Below are 14,538 nucleotides of genomic sequence, written 5' to 3'. Positions count from 1 at the left end.
ACGCGGCGGGCGTCGGTCCGAGCAGACGCACAAGCGAGGGCGCGAGCACCGCCGACCGGTCCTCCACGCGGGCGCCGCCCGGAATGGAGGCGGCATGGTTGAGTGTGACGCCCGTCACCGCAAAGGCCAGCATTCCCGTCAGCGAGACCGCGGCGCTGATCCAATGCCAGCTGTGAAGCTGTTTCAGCCACCAGCCGCGGGTGAGGCGACGGCGCTTCGGTATGGTCGTTGGATGGGCGCGCACGATCATCAGCCGCCGCTACCGCGAACGACTCGCATTTGCAACGGCCGGCCTGATCCTCTGGCCCGTTCCGACGACCCGACCGTCAGGTCAGGTAATGCGCCGACGTCTTCGCAGCCGCCTCGTCCGCCGTCACGCCGGGGGCGAGCTCGACGAGACGGAACGGCGAGGCGTGGTCGGGGCGCTGGAAGACCGCCAGGTCGGTCACGATCATGTCGACGACATTGCGCCCGGTCAGCGGCAGGGTGCAGGCGGGGATGAACTTGGGACTGCCGTCCTTTGCGACATGCTCCATGACGACGATGATCTTTCGGACGCCAGCGACAAGGTCCATCGCGCCGCCCATCCCCTTTATCATCTTGCCCGGGATCATCCAGTTGGCGATGTCGCCACCCTCCGACACCTCCATCGCGCCCAGTACCGTCAGATCGATATGCCCGCCGCGAATCATCGCGAAGCTTTGCTCCGAGCCGAAATAGGCGGTCTGCGGCAGTTCGCTGATCGTCTGCTTGCCCGCGTTGATGAGGTCGGGATCGACCTCGTCGTCATAGGGGAACGGGCCGATGCCGAGCATCCCGTTCTCGGACTGGAGCGTCACCTCCACGCCGGCGGGTATGTAGTTCGCGACCAGCGTCGGGATGCCGATGCCCAGGTTGACGTAGAAGCCGTCCTGCAACTCGCGCGCCGCGCGGGCGGCCATCTGGTCGCGGGTCCAGCCTTTTGCATCCTGTGTCATCGGCGGGGATCCTGCTTGGGGACTAGGGAGACGATCGGGTCGCCGCGCTTGGCCGCCACTGGCGGCGTCGCCTCGACGGCGTCGGTGGTGGGCGCCGCGCGTTCGGCGTCCAGCCCCTGCCAGATGCGGGCGAGCGCAGCCTTCTCGGGAATGTCCACGGCACGGGCATAGGCGGCGGCGGCATGGCGGATGCAGTCGACCATCGCCAGCCCGAACGCAGCGGGATCGGGGCCGATCGACACCGGATTGACGAAGCACGTCACCGGGCCGTCCTCGCTCGCCCACACGCGCAGGAACTCGCGCGCGCCGGCGATCAGTTCGGTGTGGCGGGTGAGGTCGATCGGGACCGGCTTGGCCGTCGCGCGCCCCGTCATGGTGCGGGCGTCCAGCGACCGGCGACGGGAAACACCTCGTCCATGCCGCCCTTCAGCGCGGTGCCATAGACCGGGTTGGGCAACACGAACCACCCGGCGCCCCACAGCCGCGCGACCGGCGCGCCAAGCGTCGCGGCGCGGCGCCCGGCGAACGGCTGGCCAGAGGCGTTGGCGTTGAACAGGTCGGAGAAGTCGCCGAGCTGGTCGCCCGCCATCGCCACCACGCAGAAGCGCCGGGCGATCGCCGCGCGGCGGGCATCCTTGCGGGCGCCAGTCGCGTCGTCGCCCGAAAGGTACAGCGTCTCGCCATGACGCGCTGGGCCGACGCCGGCATGACCGATCGCCGCTTCCGTGAAGGCGGCGTTGCCGGCCGAGCGGTTGGTGTTGAACACCACCGTCACGCCCATCGCCCGGATCGCGGCGAGCGCGTCGGCCGCGCCGGGAACGGGCAGCACCGTCGCACCGCCGCTCGCCTCATACGCACGCCAGCGAGCGGCATCATAGGGCCGGCCGGGGTGCATGGCATCGTCACCCTCGAACCCCGCATTCAGCAGCACCGTCTCGTCCACGTCGAACACCGCCGCCAATGGCTTGCCGGCGCACGACACAAAGCGAGGAGCGGCGAGTGTCGAGCCCTCGTCCAGCACGACGCCGTCCACCGGCCGGTTGCGCACCCTGGCGGCGACATGGTCGGCAATCGCGCGCCATGCCTGCACGCTGATCGCCGCCGCCTCGCCCGAGCCGTAGAGATATTGCATACCGGGCGGGACGGTGCCGAGGATGAGCGCGGGCGCCGGGCGGGCGGCCGCGGGGACCGACGGTGTGGCGACGGCCGTTCGGTCGGGACGAGCGGCGTGGACGGCCGTGGATCCGCCCAGCATCGCCAGGGCCGTCCCGACGAAGGCCAGGGTTGGAGCCAAGTCCAAGGTCAGGGCCTGAGTCGGGGTCAAGCCGCGCGCTGCCTGGAACCGGGCTCCGGCCTTCGCCGGGGTGGCGGGGGAAGCGATCACGCCGCGCCGATCTCCGAGCCCGCCGCCGCGTCCGCCCCGGCCCGCGCGCGGGTCGTGCGGAACTCGATACGCTTGTCGTAGGGCGCGCCGACGATCATCCGCTTCACGTAGATGCCGGGAAGATGGATCTGGTCGGGGTCGAGCGTGCCGGTCGGCACGACCTCCTCCACCTCGGCGACGCAGACCCGCCCCGCCGTGGCCATCGGCTGGTTGAAGTTGCGCGCCGTCTTGCGGAACTGGAGGTTGCCGCTCGCGTCCGCGCGCCAGCCCTTGATGATCGACAGATCCGCGCGAATGCCTCGTTCGAGGACATAGTCCTCCCCATCGAAGCTGCGCACCTCCTTGCCGTCGGCTACCAGCGTGCCGACGCCCGTCCTGGTGTAGAAGCCCGGAATGCCCGCCCCTCCGGCGCGGCAGCGTTCGGCGAGCGTTCCCTGCGGGCAGAACTCGACCTCCAGCTCGCCCGACAGATACTGCCGCTCGAACTCCTTGTTCTCGCCGACATAGCTGGAGATCATCTTGGCGACCTGATGCGTGCGCAACAGCTTGCCCAGGCCCTCGCCGTCGATCCCGGCATTGTTGCTAGCGATCGTCAGCCCGTTCGTGCCCGCGTCGCGGATCGCGTCGATCAGCCGCTCGGGTATGCCGCACAGGCCGAAACCGCCCGCGCAGATCGTCATGCCGTCGTGCAGCAATCCCGCGAGCGCGGCGGCGGCATCTGGGTAGAGCTTGTTCATCGGCCGCCTCTCCTGCGCGAGTGGCAGCGACTAGTCGGAGGCGGACCCGGCGGTCAATATGCCGGGCACCGACGCGGGTCCGTGATCCACGGGCACGGTCATTCCGCCGCTTCCAGCACCGGTTCCCGAAGCGGGAACGGGAGGCGCGTCAGCATCTCCTTGGGTACCACCTGCCACATCGCGCCCAGCGTGCGGGTCCAGTCGTCCAGCAGGCCGCGGCTCCACTTGCTGTCGGTACGCCGCGCATGCTCGCGCACCAGCGTCTCCAGCACGCCCTCCCAATGCGCGGTAGCGATACGTTGCCACACGATGCTGTCGGGGTTGGCGCTGCGCGAAAATGTGCCAGCGGGATCGTGGACGAAGGCCATGCCGCCCGTCATCCCGGCGCCGAAGTTGCGTCCCACCGCGCCCAGCACCACCGCGACGCCGCCCGTCATATACTCGCAGCCGTTGGCGCCGCAGCCTTCGACCACCACGCTCGCGCCCGAGTTGCGTACCGCGAACCGCTCGCCCGCCTGCCCCGCTGCGTAAAGCTCACCCGATGTCGCGCCGTACAGAACCGTGTTGCCCAGGATCGTGTTCTCCTGGCTCTGGAGCGGCGACGACACCGCCGGGCGCACGACGATGATGCCGCCCGACAGGCCCTTGCCGACGTAGTCGTTCGCATCGCCGAACACCTCCAGCGTGATGCCCTTGCACAGGAACGCGCCCAGGCTCTGCCCTGCCGAGCCGCGCAGCCGGACGGTGACGTGGCCATCGGCGAGCTTGCTCATCCCGAAGGTGCGCGTGACCTCGCTCGACAGCCGCGTGCCGACCGCGCGGTCGACGTTGCGGACCGAATAGGTCAGCTGCATCTTCTCGCCGCGGCTGAAAACGGCGGCGGCGTCTCGGATGATCTGCGCGTCCAGCCCGTCGGGCACCTCATTGCGGAACGTCGATAGCGAGAAGCGCCGCTCCGCCTCGGTCGCGTCGACCTTGGCGAGGATCGGGTTGAGGTCGAGGTCGTCGAGATGCTCCGCCCCGCGGCTCACCTGACGCAGGAACTCGGTGCGGCCGATCACCTCGTCCAGGCTGCGGACGCCGAGCCGGGCAAGGATGTCGCGCACCTCCTCGGCGATGAAGGTCATCAGGTTGATGACCTTTTCGGGCGTGCCGCCGAACTTCGCGCGCATCGCGGGATCCTGCGTGCAGATGCCTACCGGGCAGGTGTTCGAATGGCATTGCCGCACCATGATGCAGCCCATCGCGACGAGGGAGAGCGTGCCGATGCCGAACTCCTCCGCGCCCAATATCGCGGCGATCACCACGTCGCGCCCGGTCTTCAGCCCGCCGTCCGCGCGGAGGCGGATGCGCCCGCGCAGGCCGTTCAACGTAAGCGTCTGATTGACTTCGGACAGACCCATCTCCCAAGGCGTGCCGGCATACTTGATGCTGGTCTGGGGACTGGCGCCGGTGCCGCCAACGTGGCCGGAGACGAGGATCACGTCCGCATGCGCCTTGGCGACGCCCGCCGCGACTGTGCCGATGCCGGCGGAACTGACAAGCTTCACGCACACCCGCGCGCGCGGGTTGATCTGCTTGCAGTCGTAGATGAGCTGCGCGAGGTCCTCGATCGAATAGATGTCGTGGTGCGGAGGCGGGCTGATGAGCGTCACGCCCGGTGTCGCGTGGCGCAGCCGAGCGATGAACTCGGTCACCTTGAACCCGGGTAGCTGGCCGCCCTCACCGGGCTTTGCGCCCTGCGCCACCTTGATCTCGATCTCTTCGCAGGCGTTCAGATACTCCGCCGTCACGCCGAACCGGCCCGACGCGATCTGCTTGATCGTCGAATTAGCGTTGTCGCCATTTTCATAGGGCGCATAGCGCTCTCGCGCCTCGCCACCCTCTCCCGACACCGCCTTGGCGCCGATGCGGTTCATCGCGATTGCCAGCGTCTCATGCGCTTCCGGCCCCAGAGCGCCGAGCGACATGCCGGGCGTGATGAACCGCTTGCGGATCTCGGTTATCGCCTCGACCTGGTCGATTGCGACCGGCTCCGCGGGAAAGCGGAACTGGAGCAGGTCGCGCAGGTACACCGGCGGCAGGTCGGACACGCCGCGGCTGAACTGCATGTACTGCGTGTAGCTGTCGGTCGCGACCGCGGCCTGGAGCAGGTGCATCAGCTGCGCCGAATAGGCATGCTCCTCGCCACCTGCCCGCTGGCGGTAGAAGCCGCCGACGGGCAAGGTGGCGACACCGGCGTCGAACGCAGCATCGTGGCGCAGCGTCGAGTTGAGGTGCAGCGAGACGTAGCCCTCGCCGCTGATCTTGGCGGGCATGCCAGGGAACAGGTCGTTGACCAGCGCGCGGCTGAGGCCGACGGCCTCGAAATTGTACCCGCCACGATATGACGAGATCACCGCGATCCCCATTTTCGAGATGATCTTGAGCAATCCCTCCTCGACCGCCGTACGGTGGCGCGTGAGGCACTGGTCCAGGGTCAGTTCGCCAAACAGGCCGCGCGCGTGGCGATCCGCGATCGCCGCCTCGGCGAGATAGGCGTTCACCGTCGTCGCGCCGACCCCGATCAGCACCGCATAGTAATGCGTGTCGAGGCACTCAGCGGTGCGGACGTTGACCGATGCATAGGAGCGCAGCCCCTTGCGGACGAGATGCGTGTGCACCGCCGCCGTCGCCAGCACGCCGGCGATGCCGACGCGGGTCTCGCCCGTAGCCTCGTCGGTCAGGAACAGTTCGCTATGCCCGCGCCGTACCGCCTGCTCGGCCTCGTTGCGGATCCGCTGAATCGCGGCGCGCAGCTTCTCCGGGCCGCCGCCCGCCTCGAACGTGCAGTCGATCTCCGCCGCACTGGTCCCGAAGTGCGCGCGGAGCCGTGCCCAGCTCTCGCCCGTCAGCACCGGCGAGTCGAGTACCAGCACCCGCTCGCGGCTGTCGCGAACGTCAAGGATGTTGGCGAGATTGCCGAATCGGGTCTTGAGCGACATCACGTGCCGCTCGCGAAGCGAGTCGATCGGCGGGTTGGTGACCTGGCTGAAGTTCTGGCGGAAGAACTGGCTGATCAGGCGCGGCTTGTCGGAGATCACCGCGAGCGGCGTGTCGTCGCCCATCGAGCCGACCGCCTCCTTTGCACCCTCCACCATCGGCGCCAGGATCAGCTCCATGTCCTCCAGCGTCTGCCCGGCCGCGACCTGACGGCGGGCCAGGTCGGCGCGCGAGTAGCGGACGATGACGTCGTCGCCGGCACCCGGCAGGTCGGCCTCGGTCAGGAACCCGCCGATCATGGCGGCATAATCCTGCTCACCCGCGATCCGGTCCTTTACCGCGCGATCGTCGAACACGACACCCTCGATCAGGTCGACCGCAATCATCTGCCCAGGCCCCAGCCGCCCTTTGGTGACGATGGTCTCCTCGGGCACTGGAACCATGCCGCTCTCCGACCCGACGATCAGCAGGCCGTCGCTGGTGCGGACGTAGCGCAAGGGACGCAACGCGTTGCGGTCCATGCCGGCCACGGCCCAGCGCCCGTCGGTCATCGCGAGCGCCGCCGGCCCGTCCCACGGCTCCATGACGCTGGCGAGATACTGGTACATGGCGACGTGGTCGCGCGGCATGTCGTCGGCGGCGGACTCGGGCACCAGCATCAGCTTGGCCGTGGGCGCGTCGCGGCCCGAACGGCAGATCGCCTCGAACACGGCGTCGAGCGCGGCGGTATCGGAGGCGCCAGCGGGTATCACCGGCTTGATGTCCTCGCAATGTTCGCCGAATGCGATGCTCGCCATGCGGATCTCATGGGAAAGCATCCAGTTGCGATTGCCGCGGATGGTGTTGATCTCTCCGTTGTGCGCGAGGCAGCGGAACGGCTGCGCCAGCCACCATTGCGGGAAAGTGTTGGTGGAATACCGCTGGTGGAAGATCGCTACCCGACTCTTGAACCGCTCGTCCTGCAGATCGGGATAGAAGATCGACAGACTCTCGGCGAGGAACAGCCCCTTGTACACTATCGACCTGCACGACAGCGAGCAGACGTAGAAGCCCTGGATCTGCGCGGCGATCACGCGCTTCTCGATCCGGCGACGGACGAGGTAGAGCTGCTTCTCGAACTCACGGTCATCGACTTCGTCGGAGCCGGCAATCAGCAGCTGCTCGATCTCCGGCCGCGTCGCCTGCGCTTTCAAACCGATCACCGAGACGTCGACCGGCACCTGCCGCCAGCCATAGATGGCATATCCCGCCTCGATCACGGCACTCTCGACGATCGTACGGCACGTCTCCTGCGCGCCGAGATCCGTGCGCGGCAGGAAGATCATGCCGACCGCGAGCCGACCCGGCCTGGGCTTGTGCCCCGACGCGGCGATCGCGTCGTCGAAGAAGGCATGCGGCAGATCGACGTGCACCCCAGCGCCGTCACCGGTCTTGCCATCCGCATCGACCGCGCCGCGATGCCACACCGCCTTCAACGCATCGATTGCGGATTGGACAACGCGTCGGCTCGCCTTGCCGTCGGTGGCGGCGACGAGGCCCACGCCGCACGCGTCGGACTCGAACTCGGGCCGGTACATGCCCTTACGGGCGAGGCGGTCGCGCTGGTCGATCATGGCAACAGCTCCTGAATACGGAAGTGAGTCAACGTCCGATGCGTGCCGGTCAGCGTTGCCGGCGGATCAATCATAAGCGGTTCAGGCTCTGCGCCTGCGCCATGAGATCGGTGGTAATAACGACCCCACGCGGCGTCACAGGTCCTGCTTTCGAACCGGCGGACGATCGGGTCGGGGCTGAACGCTTGGCCTGCCGCCATCTCGATGGCCCGGGCCTAGCCGCCGCTCAACCTCACGCCGCCTTCCGCTCGCCTGCCATCGCCTTTGCCTTAAGCCACCTATGCATCGACGCCGCCACGTCGCGGCCGTCGCGGATCGCCCACACCACCAGGCTCGCGCCGCGTACGATGTCGCCGGCGGCGAATACGCCGTCCATGCCCGTCATCAGCGTGCGCGCATCGACCAGCACCGTGCCCCAGCGGGTGACGGGTAGTGCGGGCGCGTCCCACAACAGGGGCAGTTCCTCCGCTTCGAAGCCCAGCGCCTGGACGACGAGGTCGGCGGTATGGGTCTCCTCGCCACCCGGATCACGCTCGGGCGCGCGACGGCCGGTCGCATCGGGGACGCCCAACCGCATGCGGTTGATGCGCACGCCCGTCACCTGTCCGCCAGCGTCGGTCTCGATCGCGTTGGGGGCGGCGAGCCATACGAACCGCGCGCCCTCCTCTTCCGCGTTTGCCACCTCGCGCCGGCTGCCGGGCATGTTGGCGCGGTCGCGGCGGTAGAGGCAGGTGACGGACGCCGCGCCCTGGCGGATCGCGGTGCGCACGCAGTCCATCGCCGTGTCGCCTCCGCCGATCACGACGACCCGCTTGCCGGCCGCATCGAGCGAGCCGTCGTCGAATGCCGGCACCGCATCGCCAAAGCCCTTGCGGTTCGAGGTGGTGAGATAGTCGAGCGCCGCGACGACGCCCTTCGCCTCGACGCCGGGTATATCGACCCGCCGCGCGCGATACACACCGGTCGCCACGAGCAATGCGTCGTGACGGGCACGCAACGTATCCAGCGTCGCGTCGCGCCCGACCTCGAACCCCGGATGAAAGACGATTCCCGCCGCCGCCAGCCGCTCGACCCGGCGCATCACGACCGGCTTCTCCAGCTTGAAGCCGGGAATGCCGTAGGTCAGCAGCCCGCCCGCGCGGTCGTGCCGATCGTAGACGTGGACGTCGTAGCCGTTACCGCGGAGATACTCGGCCGCGGTCAGTCCGGCCGGACCGGCTCCGATCACGCCGACGGATTGCCCGCGCGGGCGACTAGGTATCAACGGCTCGACCCAGCCCTGTTCCCAAGCGGTATCGGTGATGAACTTCTCGACCGAGCCGATCGTCACGGCGCCGTGGCCGGAGAACTCGATGACGCAATTGCCCTCGCACAACCGGTCCTGCGGACAGATGCGACCACAGATCTCGGGCATCGTCGAAGTCGCGTTGGACAGCTCATAAGCCTCGCGAATGCGGCCTTCGGCGGTCAGCCGCAGCCAGTCGGGGATGTGGTTCTGCAACGGGCAATGCACCGAGCAATAAGGCACGCCGCATTGCGAGCAGCGGGCTGCCTGGTCCTCGGCCGACGGCGTGGCATAACGGTCCGCGATTTCGCGAAAATCCTCGGCCCGCGCATCGGGTGCACGCTTGGAAGGATATGCCTGTTCGCGGGACACGAACTTCAGCATCGACTCGACTGCCACGGTCCGAACTCCAAGCATGAGGCTTGACTGTCGGTACTGCCCGCCTAAACCAAAGACAAGTAAGCTCTACTGACATATACGGCAGTAGTTCGTTTAGTCATCCAGATTTTCCAAACGGCGGTCCATGAAATATGCCCAATTCGGCACTATTGCAGCCAGAGTAGCGCGGCGATGCCTGCTACGATCCGATACCAGGCGAACGGGCCGAAGCCGTGCCGGCTGACCAACGAGACAAAGCCGCGCACGACGATCAACGCGACGACAAAGGCGACACTGGCGCCGAACAGGATTGGCGACAGTCCGACGCTGCCTGTCGCTGCCAGCTCGTGCCGGTTCTTCACGATCTCCAGCGCGCTCGCTCCTAGCATCGTCGGGATGGCGAGAAAGAACGAGAACTCCGCGGCGGTCCGCCGCTCGACGCCAAGGCTAAGCGCCCCCAGGATCGTCGCTCCCGATCGACTGACACCGGGCACCATCGCCAGGCACTGGATGAAGCCGATGCCGACCGCAGTCGTCAGCGGCACCTCCGCCACCCCGCGGATATCACCGGGCCTGGCCAGCCGCTCGATCGCCAGGATCGCAACACCGCCGGCGATCAGCGCCACCGCGACCACCAACGGCTTTCCCAGCAGCACCTCGACCTGCCTGTGCAGAGCCAGCCCGATTACCGCCGCCGGCAGGAAGGCGACCAGGATGTTGCGGGTGAAGCGAACCGCGCCCGCCTCACGGCGCAGCAGGCCCAGGATCACCGTCCAGAACGTCCGCCAGTACAGCGCGACGATCGCCAGGATGGCGCCGAGCTGGATAACGACGTTGAAGACCTTCCAATACTTCTCGTCATAGCCGAGCAGGGCGCCGGCCAGTATGAGATGGCCGGTGGAAGATACGGGCAGGAACTCGGTAACGCCCTCGACAATGCCGAGGATCAGGACGGTCAGCCAGTCACTCACGTCGTTCCCCTTATGCGCGCCTTTCCGGCGTCATCATGCCTCGATCGCGGCGCGGACGCCGAACCGCCCCGCCTTGTGATAACGGACCAGCCAGCCCGGTGCCACAGCGGCCATCGCGGTCGGCGCAACGCCCAGTTCGTCCAGACCGTGACTGCCGGTCGCGACCGTATCGCGCTGTAGCATCAGCCACTGGTCGCGCCCGATCGGCGAGCCGGGAAGGCTCGCGATCAGCGATCCGGCGATGTCGGGCAGCTCCAGGAAGCGCGGCTTGCGGTCGATCTGCGCGGCGATCCAGCGTTGCAGGCCGATCATCGTGACAACGTCCGGTCCACCCAGTTCGAACGTCGTGCCACCGAACCGGTCCGGGCTCGACAGGGCGGCGAGCACCGCCTCCGCGACATCGGCGACATACACCGGCTGGAAGCGCGCCGGCCCGCGCAGGACCGGCACCACGGGCAGCGTCTCGATCATGCGGGCGAAGCGGTTCAGGAACTGGTCCTCGGGTCCGAACACCACCGACGGGCGCAGGATCGTCGCGCGCGGAAAGGCGTCGTACACGGCCGCCTCGCCATCCGCCTTGGTGCGCGCATAGACCGACGGACCGGCAGGATCGGCGCCGATCGCGGAAATGTGCACCAGCGCGTCGACCCCCACCTGCGCCGCTGCCCTGGCCACCGCCCGCGCGCCCTCGACATGAAGTGCCTGCATGCTGCCGGTCGCGAACGTGCCGACCAGGTTCACCACCGCGTCGCTGCCCTGGACCGCACGCAGGATCGTATCGGGTCGGCCAGCGTCGACGCCCGCGAACTGCGTCTGACCCAGACCGCCCTGCGTGCGCAGGAAATAGGCTTGGCGGGGATCGCGCTGCGCGATCCGCACACGCGCGCCACCCCGCATCAGCGCCTGCGCGACATAGCGGCCAAGGAACCCCCCGCCGCCGATCAGCGTCACCAGCTTGTTCTTCATGCGCCCGTCGCCCTTCGAGATATGCCGCCCTTGCCCCCCGAGGCCACCGTTGACAAGCCGCCGCCACACGCCGGTTGACAGCCCATCGCCCCCTCCCCTAGAGGCGCCGACCTACCCCGTGCCCAGATGGCGGAATTGGTAGACGCACCAGCTTCAGGTGCTGGCGGTCGCAAGGCCGTGGAGGTTCGAGTCCTCTTCTGGGCACCATTCCCGACCGAAGAGCACGGGCGCACGAAGCGAGCAGTTGCGGTTGCCACGACCTCAGCAGCTATGCTGCGGACGGCTGGGGGAACCAGGGACGCGCCCGACGATCGTGCCGGCTTGCCGCCGCCGGAGTACCTTGTCTTCTACGACGATCGACGCATCGCGACAGCCGATCTGTTCCGCCGGTTCGCTTCCACCAGCAACGCGGTGACGGTCAATGCGGAGGCGACGCCGATCACGGTGAAGCTCGCATCGTCGATACCAAGTCCTACCCCGCTCGACTCCAGCACCGCGAGCGCCGCCATGCCGTAGGACAGCGCGACGATCAGCCAGCCGACAGCACGGCGATAGCGGCGGACGGCGCCGCTGCCAAAGCGCGCGGTACGCAGCAGACGGCTGACGATCTGGCTGTCCAGCGTATCGGCGAGGACCATCCCGGTCGCGAAGGCGAGCGCGATCGCCGCGGCGGCGGCGATGCCGCCCCGCGTGGTCGCCGCCGCCCCCCATGCCGCCGCCTGGGTCGCGGTGTCGAAGACCAGCCCGAACACGACGCCGACGGCCACGACCGCCAGCGGATGCGTGCTCATGCGCAACGACGCCGGCACCAGTCGCGCCCGCCAGCCGACCGGCACATAGTCGCCGGGCCGCGACAGCGCTGCGAGGTTCAGCGTGCCCACCAGCAGCAGCAGCGACACGACCATCGCGTCGATCACCGTCCCGCTCCAGACCGGGAGCGTGAACCACCCGGAGGCGACCGACACGCCCAGCGCGACGGCGGCGACGGCCAGGCTGTGCCCGGCCGCGAACATCGTGCCCGTCCAGCACGACAGGCGCGGCCGCTCGTCGACCATGCGGAACACGATGTTGTCGATCACGGCGACATGGTCGGGATCGAGCCCGTGGCGCAGGCCGAGCACGAACATCAGGCCAAGCGTCGGCAGCGCGGCGTCGGTCACGCCACGTCCTCCGCCACGACGCCGCGTGCAGCCAGCCGGGCGAGGCGGCGCGGCAGCTCGGCGCTGATCTTCAACAGTCGCGGACGCGACGCCTTGCGCCACACGCGGCACTCCTCGAGGCTGCGGCCGCAGGCGACGCACCAGCCGGTGCGGCCGTCGAAGCGGCACACCTCGACACAGGGGCTCTTCACGCCCCCGTGTCCCTGGCGCGCATCTCCATGTCAAGGATGCCGACACGGCCGTCCTCGTCGCCCCAGCTCAGCCTCGTGCCGGCATCGTTCCAGGCGAGCGCGGTGATCGGCGCGCCCTCGTCGTCGATCGACAGCACCCGATCATCGGCGAGCCGCGCCAGCTCGACCACGCCGTCGCTGAAGCCGACCGCGAGCAGGTCGTCGCGCGGGTGGAAGGCGACGCGGGTGACGATCGCCTTCTTGCGCTCGGCGCGCATCGTCGGCGCCTTGCCCATCGGCCCGTTCCTGCCGTCGAACGGCCACAGGATCACCCTTGCGTCGCCGCCCGTCGCCAGCCACCTGCCGCGCCGGTCCCAGGCGAAGCTGCGCGTCTTGGCGGCGTAGCCCGACATCCGCATGTCGCGCACCTCGGGCAACTGCCACCCGTGGAGCCCCGTCTCCTGCAACGCGGTGACGAGGTAACGGCCGTCCGCACTCATCGTGCAGGCAAGATGCGACCCGACCCAGTCGAGGACGTTCCGGCCGCTGTCGGGATTGCTGGCGTAGAGCAGCGTGGCGCCGTTGTAGTGCGCGATCGCCAGCCGCCTGCCCTTGCCGTCGAGCGCCAGCCCGCCGACCGTCGAGCCGACCGCATAGCGGTGCGAGGACAGCGCCGCGCCCCTGGCCCATACCACCGCCTCGCGTCCGATCCCCGCGACGATCAGCCCGGAAGCGGCGCTGGCGACGAGATGGTCCACCCATCTGGGCTCGCGGGCCATCTCGATAACGTCGCCATCGTGAGCCACACGGCAGACGCGGCCATCGTCACCGCCGGTCACGATCGCCGTGCCGTCGGGGTGGCGGCAGGCCGACAGGATCGCGCCGGCATGGACGTCGACCCTCGCCACCTCGCCGCCACCGCCTCCATCGCCTCCATCGCCAATCCAACAGACGCTTCCGTCCCCCAGCGTCACCGCCGCGGTCGTGCCGAGCCACAGGATCGCGGTCGCCTCCGCGTCGACCGCGAGGTGGCGGCCGTGGCGGTGGACCAGCGCCTCGCCCGCCAGCACCCCGCCAGCCCGCCCCCCGCTCGCCAGGGTCGCCATCAGCGGGCGCGCACCGCGCAGTCCGCGAACGCCCGCTGCAATGCGGGCGCGTCGAGATTGCGGCCAATGAACACCATCCGGCTGGTCCGCTCCTCGCCCGGCTTCCAGTCGCGCTGGTGATCGCCGTCGAGCAGCATGTGGACGCCCTGCACCACGTATCGCCGCTCCTCGCCGGGGAAGGACAGTATGCCCTTCAGGCGCAGGATGTCCTGACCCTGCTGCGCGGTCAGCTGGCGCAGCCACGGCATGAACAGCTCGGGCCGGATCGCCGCCTCCGAACTCAACGACACCGAGGCGATGGAGGCGTCGTGCTCGTGATCGTCCTCGCCGAGGAAACCGGGCTCGATCTCCAGGATCCGGTCGAGGTCGAACGCACCGCGCTCCAGCACCTCCTCCAGCGGCACGACGCAGTTCCGCGTCTCGTGCAGCCTGGCGTGGGCGTTGATCGAGCGGACGCGCTGGCGCACCTCCTCCAGCTGCTGCGCGTCGACCAAGTCGGTCTTGTTGAGCAGGATGACGTCGGCGAACGCGATCTGCTCCTCCGCCTCGTGACTGTCCTCCAGCCGCGCCGTGACGTGGCGCGCGTCGACCACCGTCACGATCGCGTCGAGGCTGGCGCGCGCGCGCACGTCGTTGTCGACGAAGAAGGTCTGCGCCACCGGCGCCGGATCGGCCAGTCCGGTAGTCTCGATCACGATCGCGTCGAAGCTGTCCTTGCGCTTCATCAGCCCCTCGATGATGCGGATCAGGTCGCCGCGCACGGTGCAGCAGATGCAGCCGTTGTTCATCTCGAACACCTCCTCGTCGGC

At 68.6% G+C, this 14,538-nt stretch carries 13 protein-coding genes and 1 tRNA gene; 1 reads left to right on the top strand and 13 read right to left on the bottom strand.

All coding sequences use genetic code 11. The features are described 5' to 3' along the window. The 9 genes from HUV01_RS04895 to HUV01_RS04855 form a co-directional block, all read right to left on the bottom strand. A partial coding sequence (locus tag HUV01_RS04895; protein WP_174297188.1) for a PepSY-associated TM helix domain-containing protein occupies positions 1-250 on the bottom strand: 250 nt, incomplete at its 3' end. A 76-nt stretch (positions 251-326) separates the two neighbouring features. Further along, positions 327-977: a CoA transferase subunit B gene (locus HUV01_RS04890; RefSeq protein ID WP_174297187.1), complete on the bottom strand. Its 651-nt coding sequence runs from the start codon at positions 975-977 to the stop codon at positions 327-329. Beyond that, positions 974-1,351: a DUF5076 domain-containing protein gene (locus HUV01_RS04885; RefSeq protein ID WP_254606388.1), complete on the bottom strand. Its 378-nt coding sequence runs from the start codon at positions 1,349-1,351 to the stop codon at positions 974-976. The genes HUV01_RS04890 and HUV01_RS04885 overlap by 4 nt, the downstream gene beginning before the upstream one ends. Beyond that, positions 1,348-2,232 (bottom strand): HAD family acid phosphatase, encoded by an 885-nt coding sequence (locus tag HUV01_RS04880; RefSeq protein ID WP_174297186.1) that lies wholly within the window; start codon positions 2,230-2,232, stop codon positions 1,348-1,350. Before HUV01_RS04880 ends, HUV01_RS04885 begins: the two co-directional genes overlap by 4 nt. Before the next feature lie 125 nt (positions 2,233-2,357). Beyond that, positions 2,358-3,098, bottom strand: coding sequence for a CoA transferase subunit A (locus HUV01_RS04875; protein ID WP_174297185.1), 741 nt, complete (start codon positions 3,096-3,098; stop codon positions 2,358-2,360). Between the two features lie 98 nt (positions 3,099-3,196). Then, positions 3,197-7,693 carry a glutamate synthase large subunit gene (gene gltB, locus HUV01_RS04870; RefSeq protein ID WP_174297184.1) on the bottom strand — a complete coding sequence of 1,499 codons (4,497 nt, stop codon included), beginning with the start codon at positions 7,691-7,693 and terminating at the stop codon, positions 3,197-3,199. A 232-nt stretch (positions 7,694-7,925) separates the two neighbouring features. Continuing rightward, positions 7,926-9,362, bottom strand: a complete 1,437-nt coding sequence (locus HUV01_RS04865) for an NAD(P)-dependent oxidoreductase (RefSeq protein ID WP_438827146.1) — start codon at positions 9,360-9,362, stop codon at positions 7,926-7,928. Positions 9,363-9,523: 161 nt separating this feature from the next. Next, positions 9,524-10,327, bottom strand: coding sequence for an undecaprenyl-diphosphate phosphatase (locus HUV01_RS04860; RefSeq protein WP_174297182.1), 804 nt, complete (start codon positions 10,325-10,327; stop codon positions 9,524-9,526). A gap of 33 nt (positions 10,328-10,360) precedes the next feature. Next, a complete protein-coding gene (locus HUV01_RS04855) occupies positions 10,361-11,293 on the bottom strand; it encodes a complex I NDUFA9 subunit family protein (protein ID WP_174297181.1) in 933 nt (310 codons plus the stop codon). 120 nt (positions 11,294-11,413) lie between these two features. Between HUV01_RS04855 and HUV01_RS04850 the strand changes: the two genes are divergently transcribed. After that, positions 11,414-11,500: transfer RNA gene (locus HUV01_RS04850), tRNA-Leu, on the top strand. Between the two features lie 140 nt (positions 11,501-11,640). Here the strand turns inward: HUV01_RS04850 and HUV01_RS04845 are convergent. The 4 genes from HUV01_RS04845 to HUV01_RS04830 all read right to left on the bottom strand — a co-directional run. Next, a complete protein-coding gene (locus HUV01_RS04845) occupies positions 11,641-12,453 on the bottom strand; it encodes a nickel permease (protein ID WP_254606387.1) in 813 nt (270 codons plus the stop codon). Next, positions 12,450-12,644: a DUF1289 domain-containing protein gene (locus HUV01_RS04840; protein WP_174297180.1), complete on the bottom strand. Its 195-nt coding sequence runs from the start codon at positions 12,642-12,644 to the stop codon at positions 12,450-12,452. Before HUV01_RS04840 ends, HUV01_RS04845 begins: the two co-directional genes overlap by 4 nt. Then, a complete protein-coding gene (locus tag HUV01_RS04835) occupies positions 12,641-13,729 on the bottom strand; it encodes a WD40 repeat domain-containing protein (RefSeq protein ID WP_174297179.1) in 1,089 nt (362 codons plus the stop codon). The genes HUV01_RS04840 and HUV01_RS04835 overlap by 4 nt, the downstream gene beginning before the upstream one ends. Further along, positions 13,729-14,538: CobW family GTP-binding protein (locus HUV01_RS04830; RefSeq protein ID WP_174297178.1), on the bottom strand; the 810-nt coding region annotated here is incomplete at its 5' end. The genes HUV01_RS04835 and HUV01_RS04830, both read right to left, overlap by 1 nt.

Source organism: Sphingomonas bacterium (genome assembly GCF_903643035.1).
In the GTDB taxonomy this organism is placed as follows: Bacteria; Pseudomonadota; Alphaproteobacteria; order Sphingomonadales; family Sphingomonadaceae; genus Sphingomonas.
The sequence above is the reverse complement of the archived record's forward strand: the minus strand, read 5'-3'. Positions and strand labels throughout refer to the sequence as shown.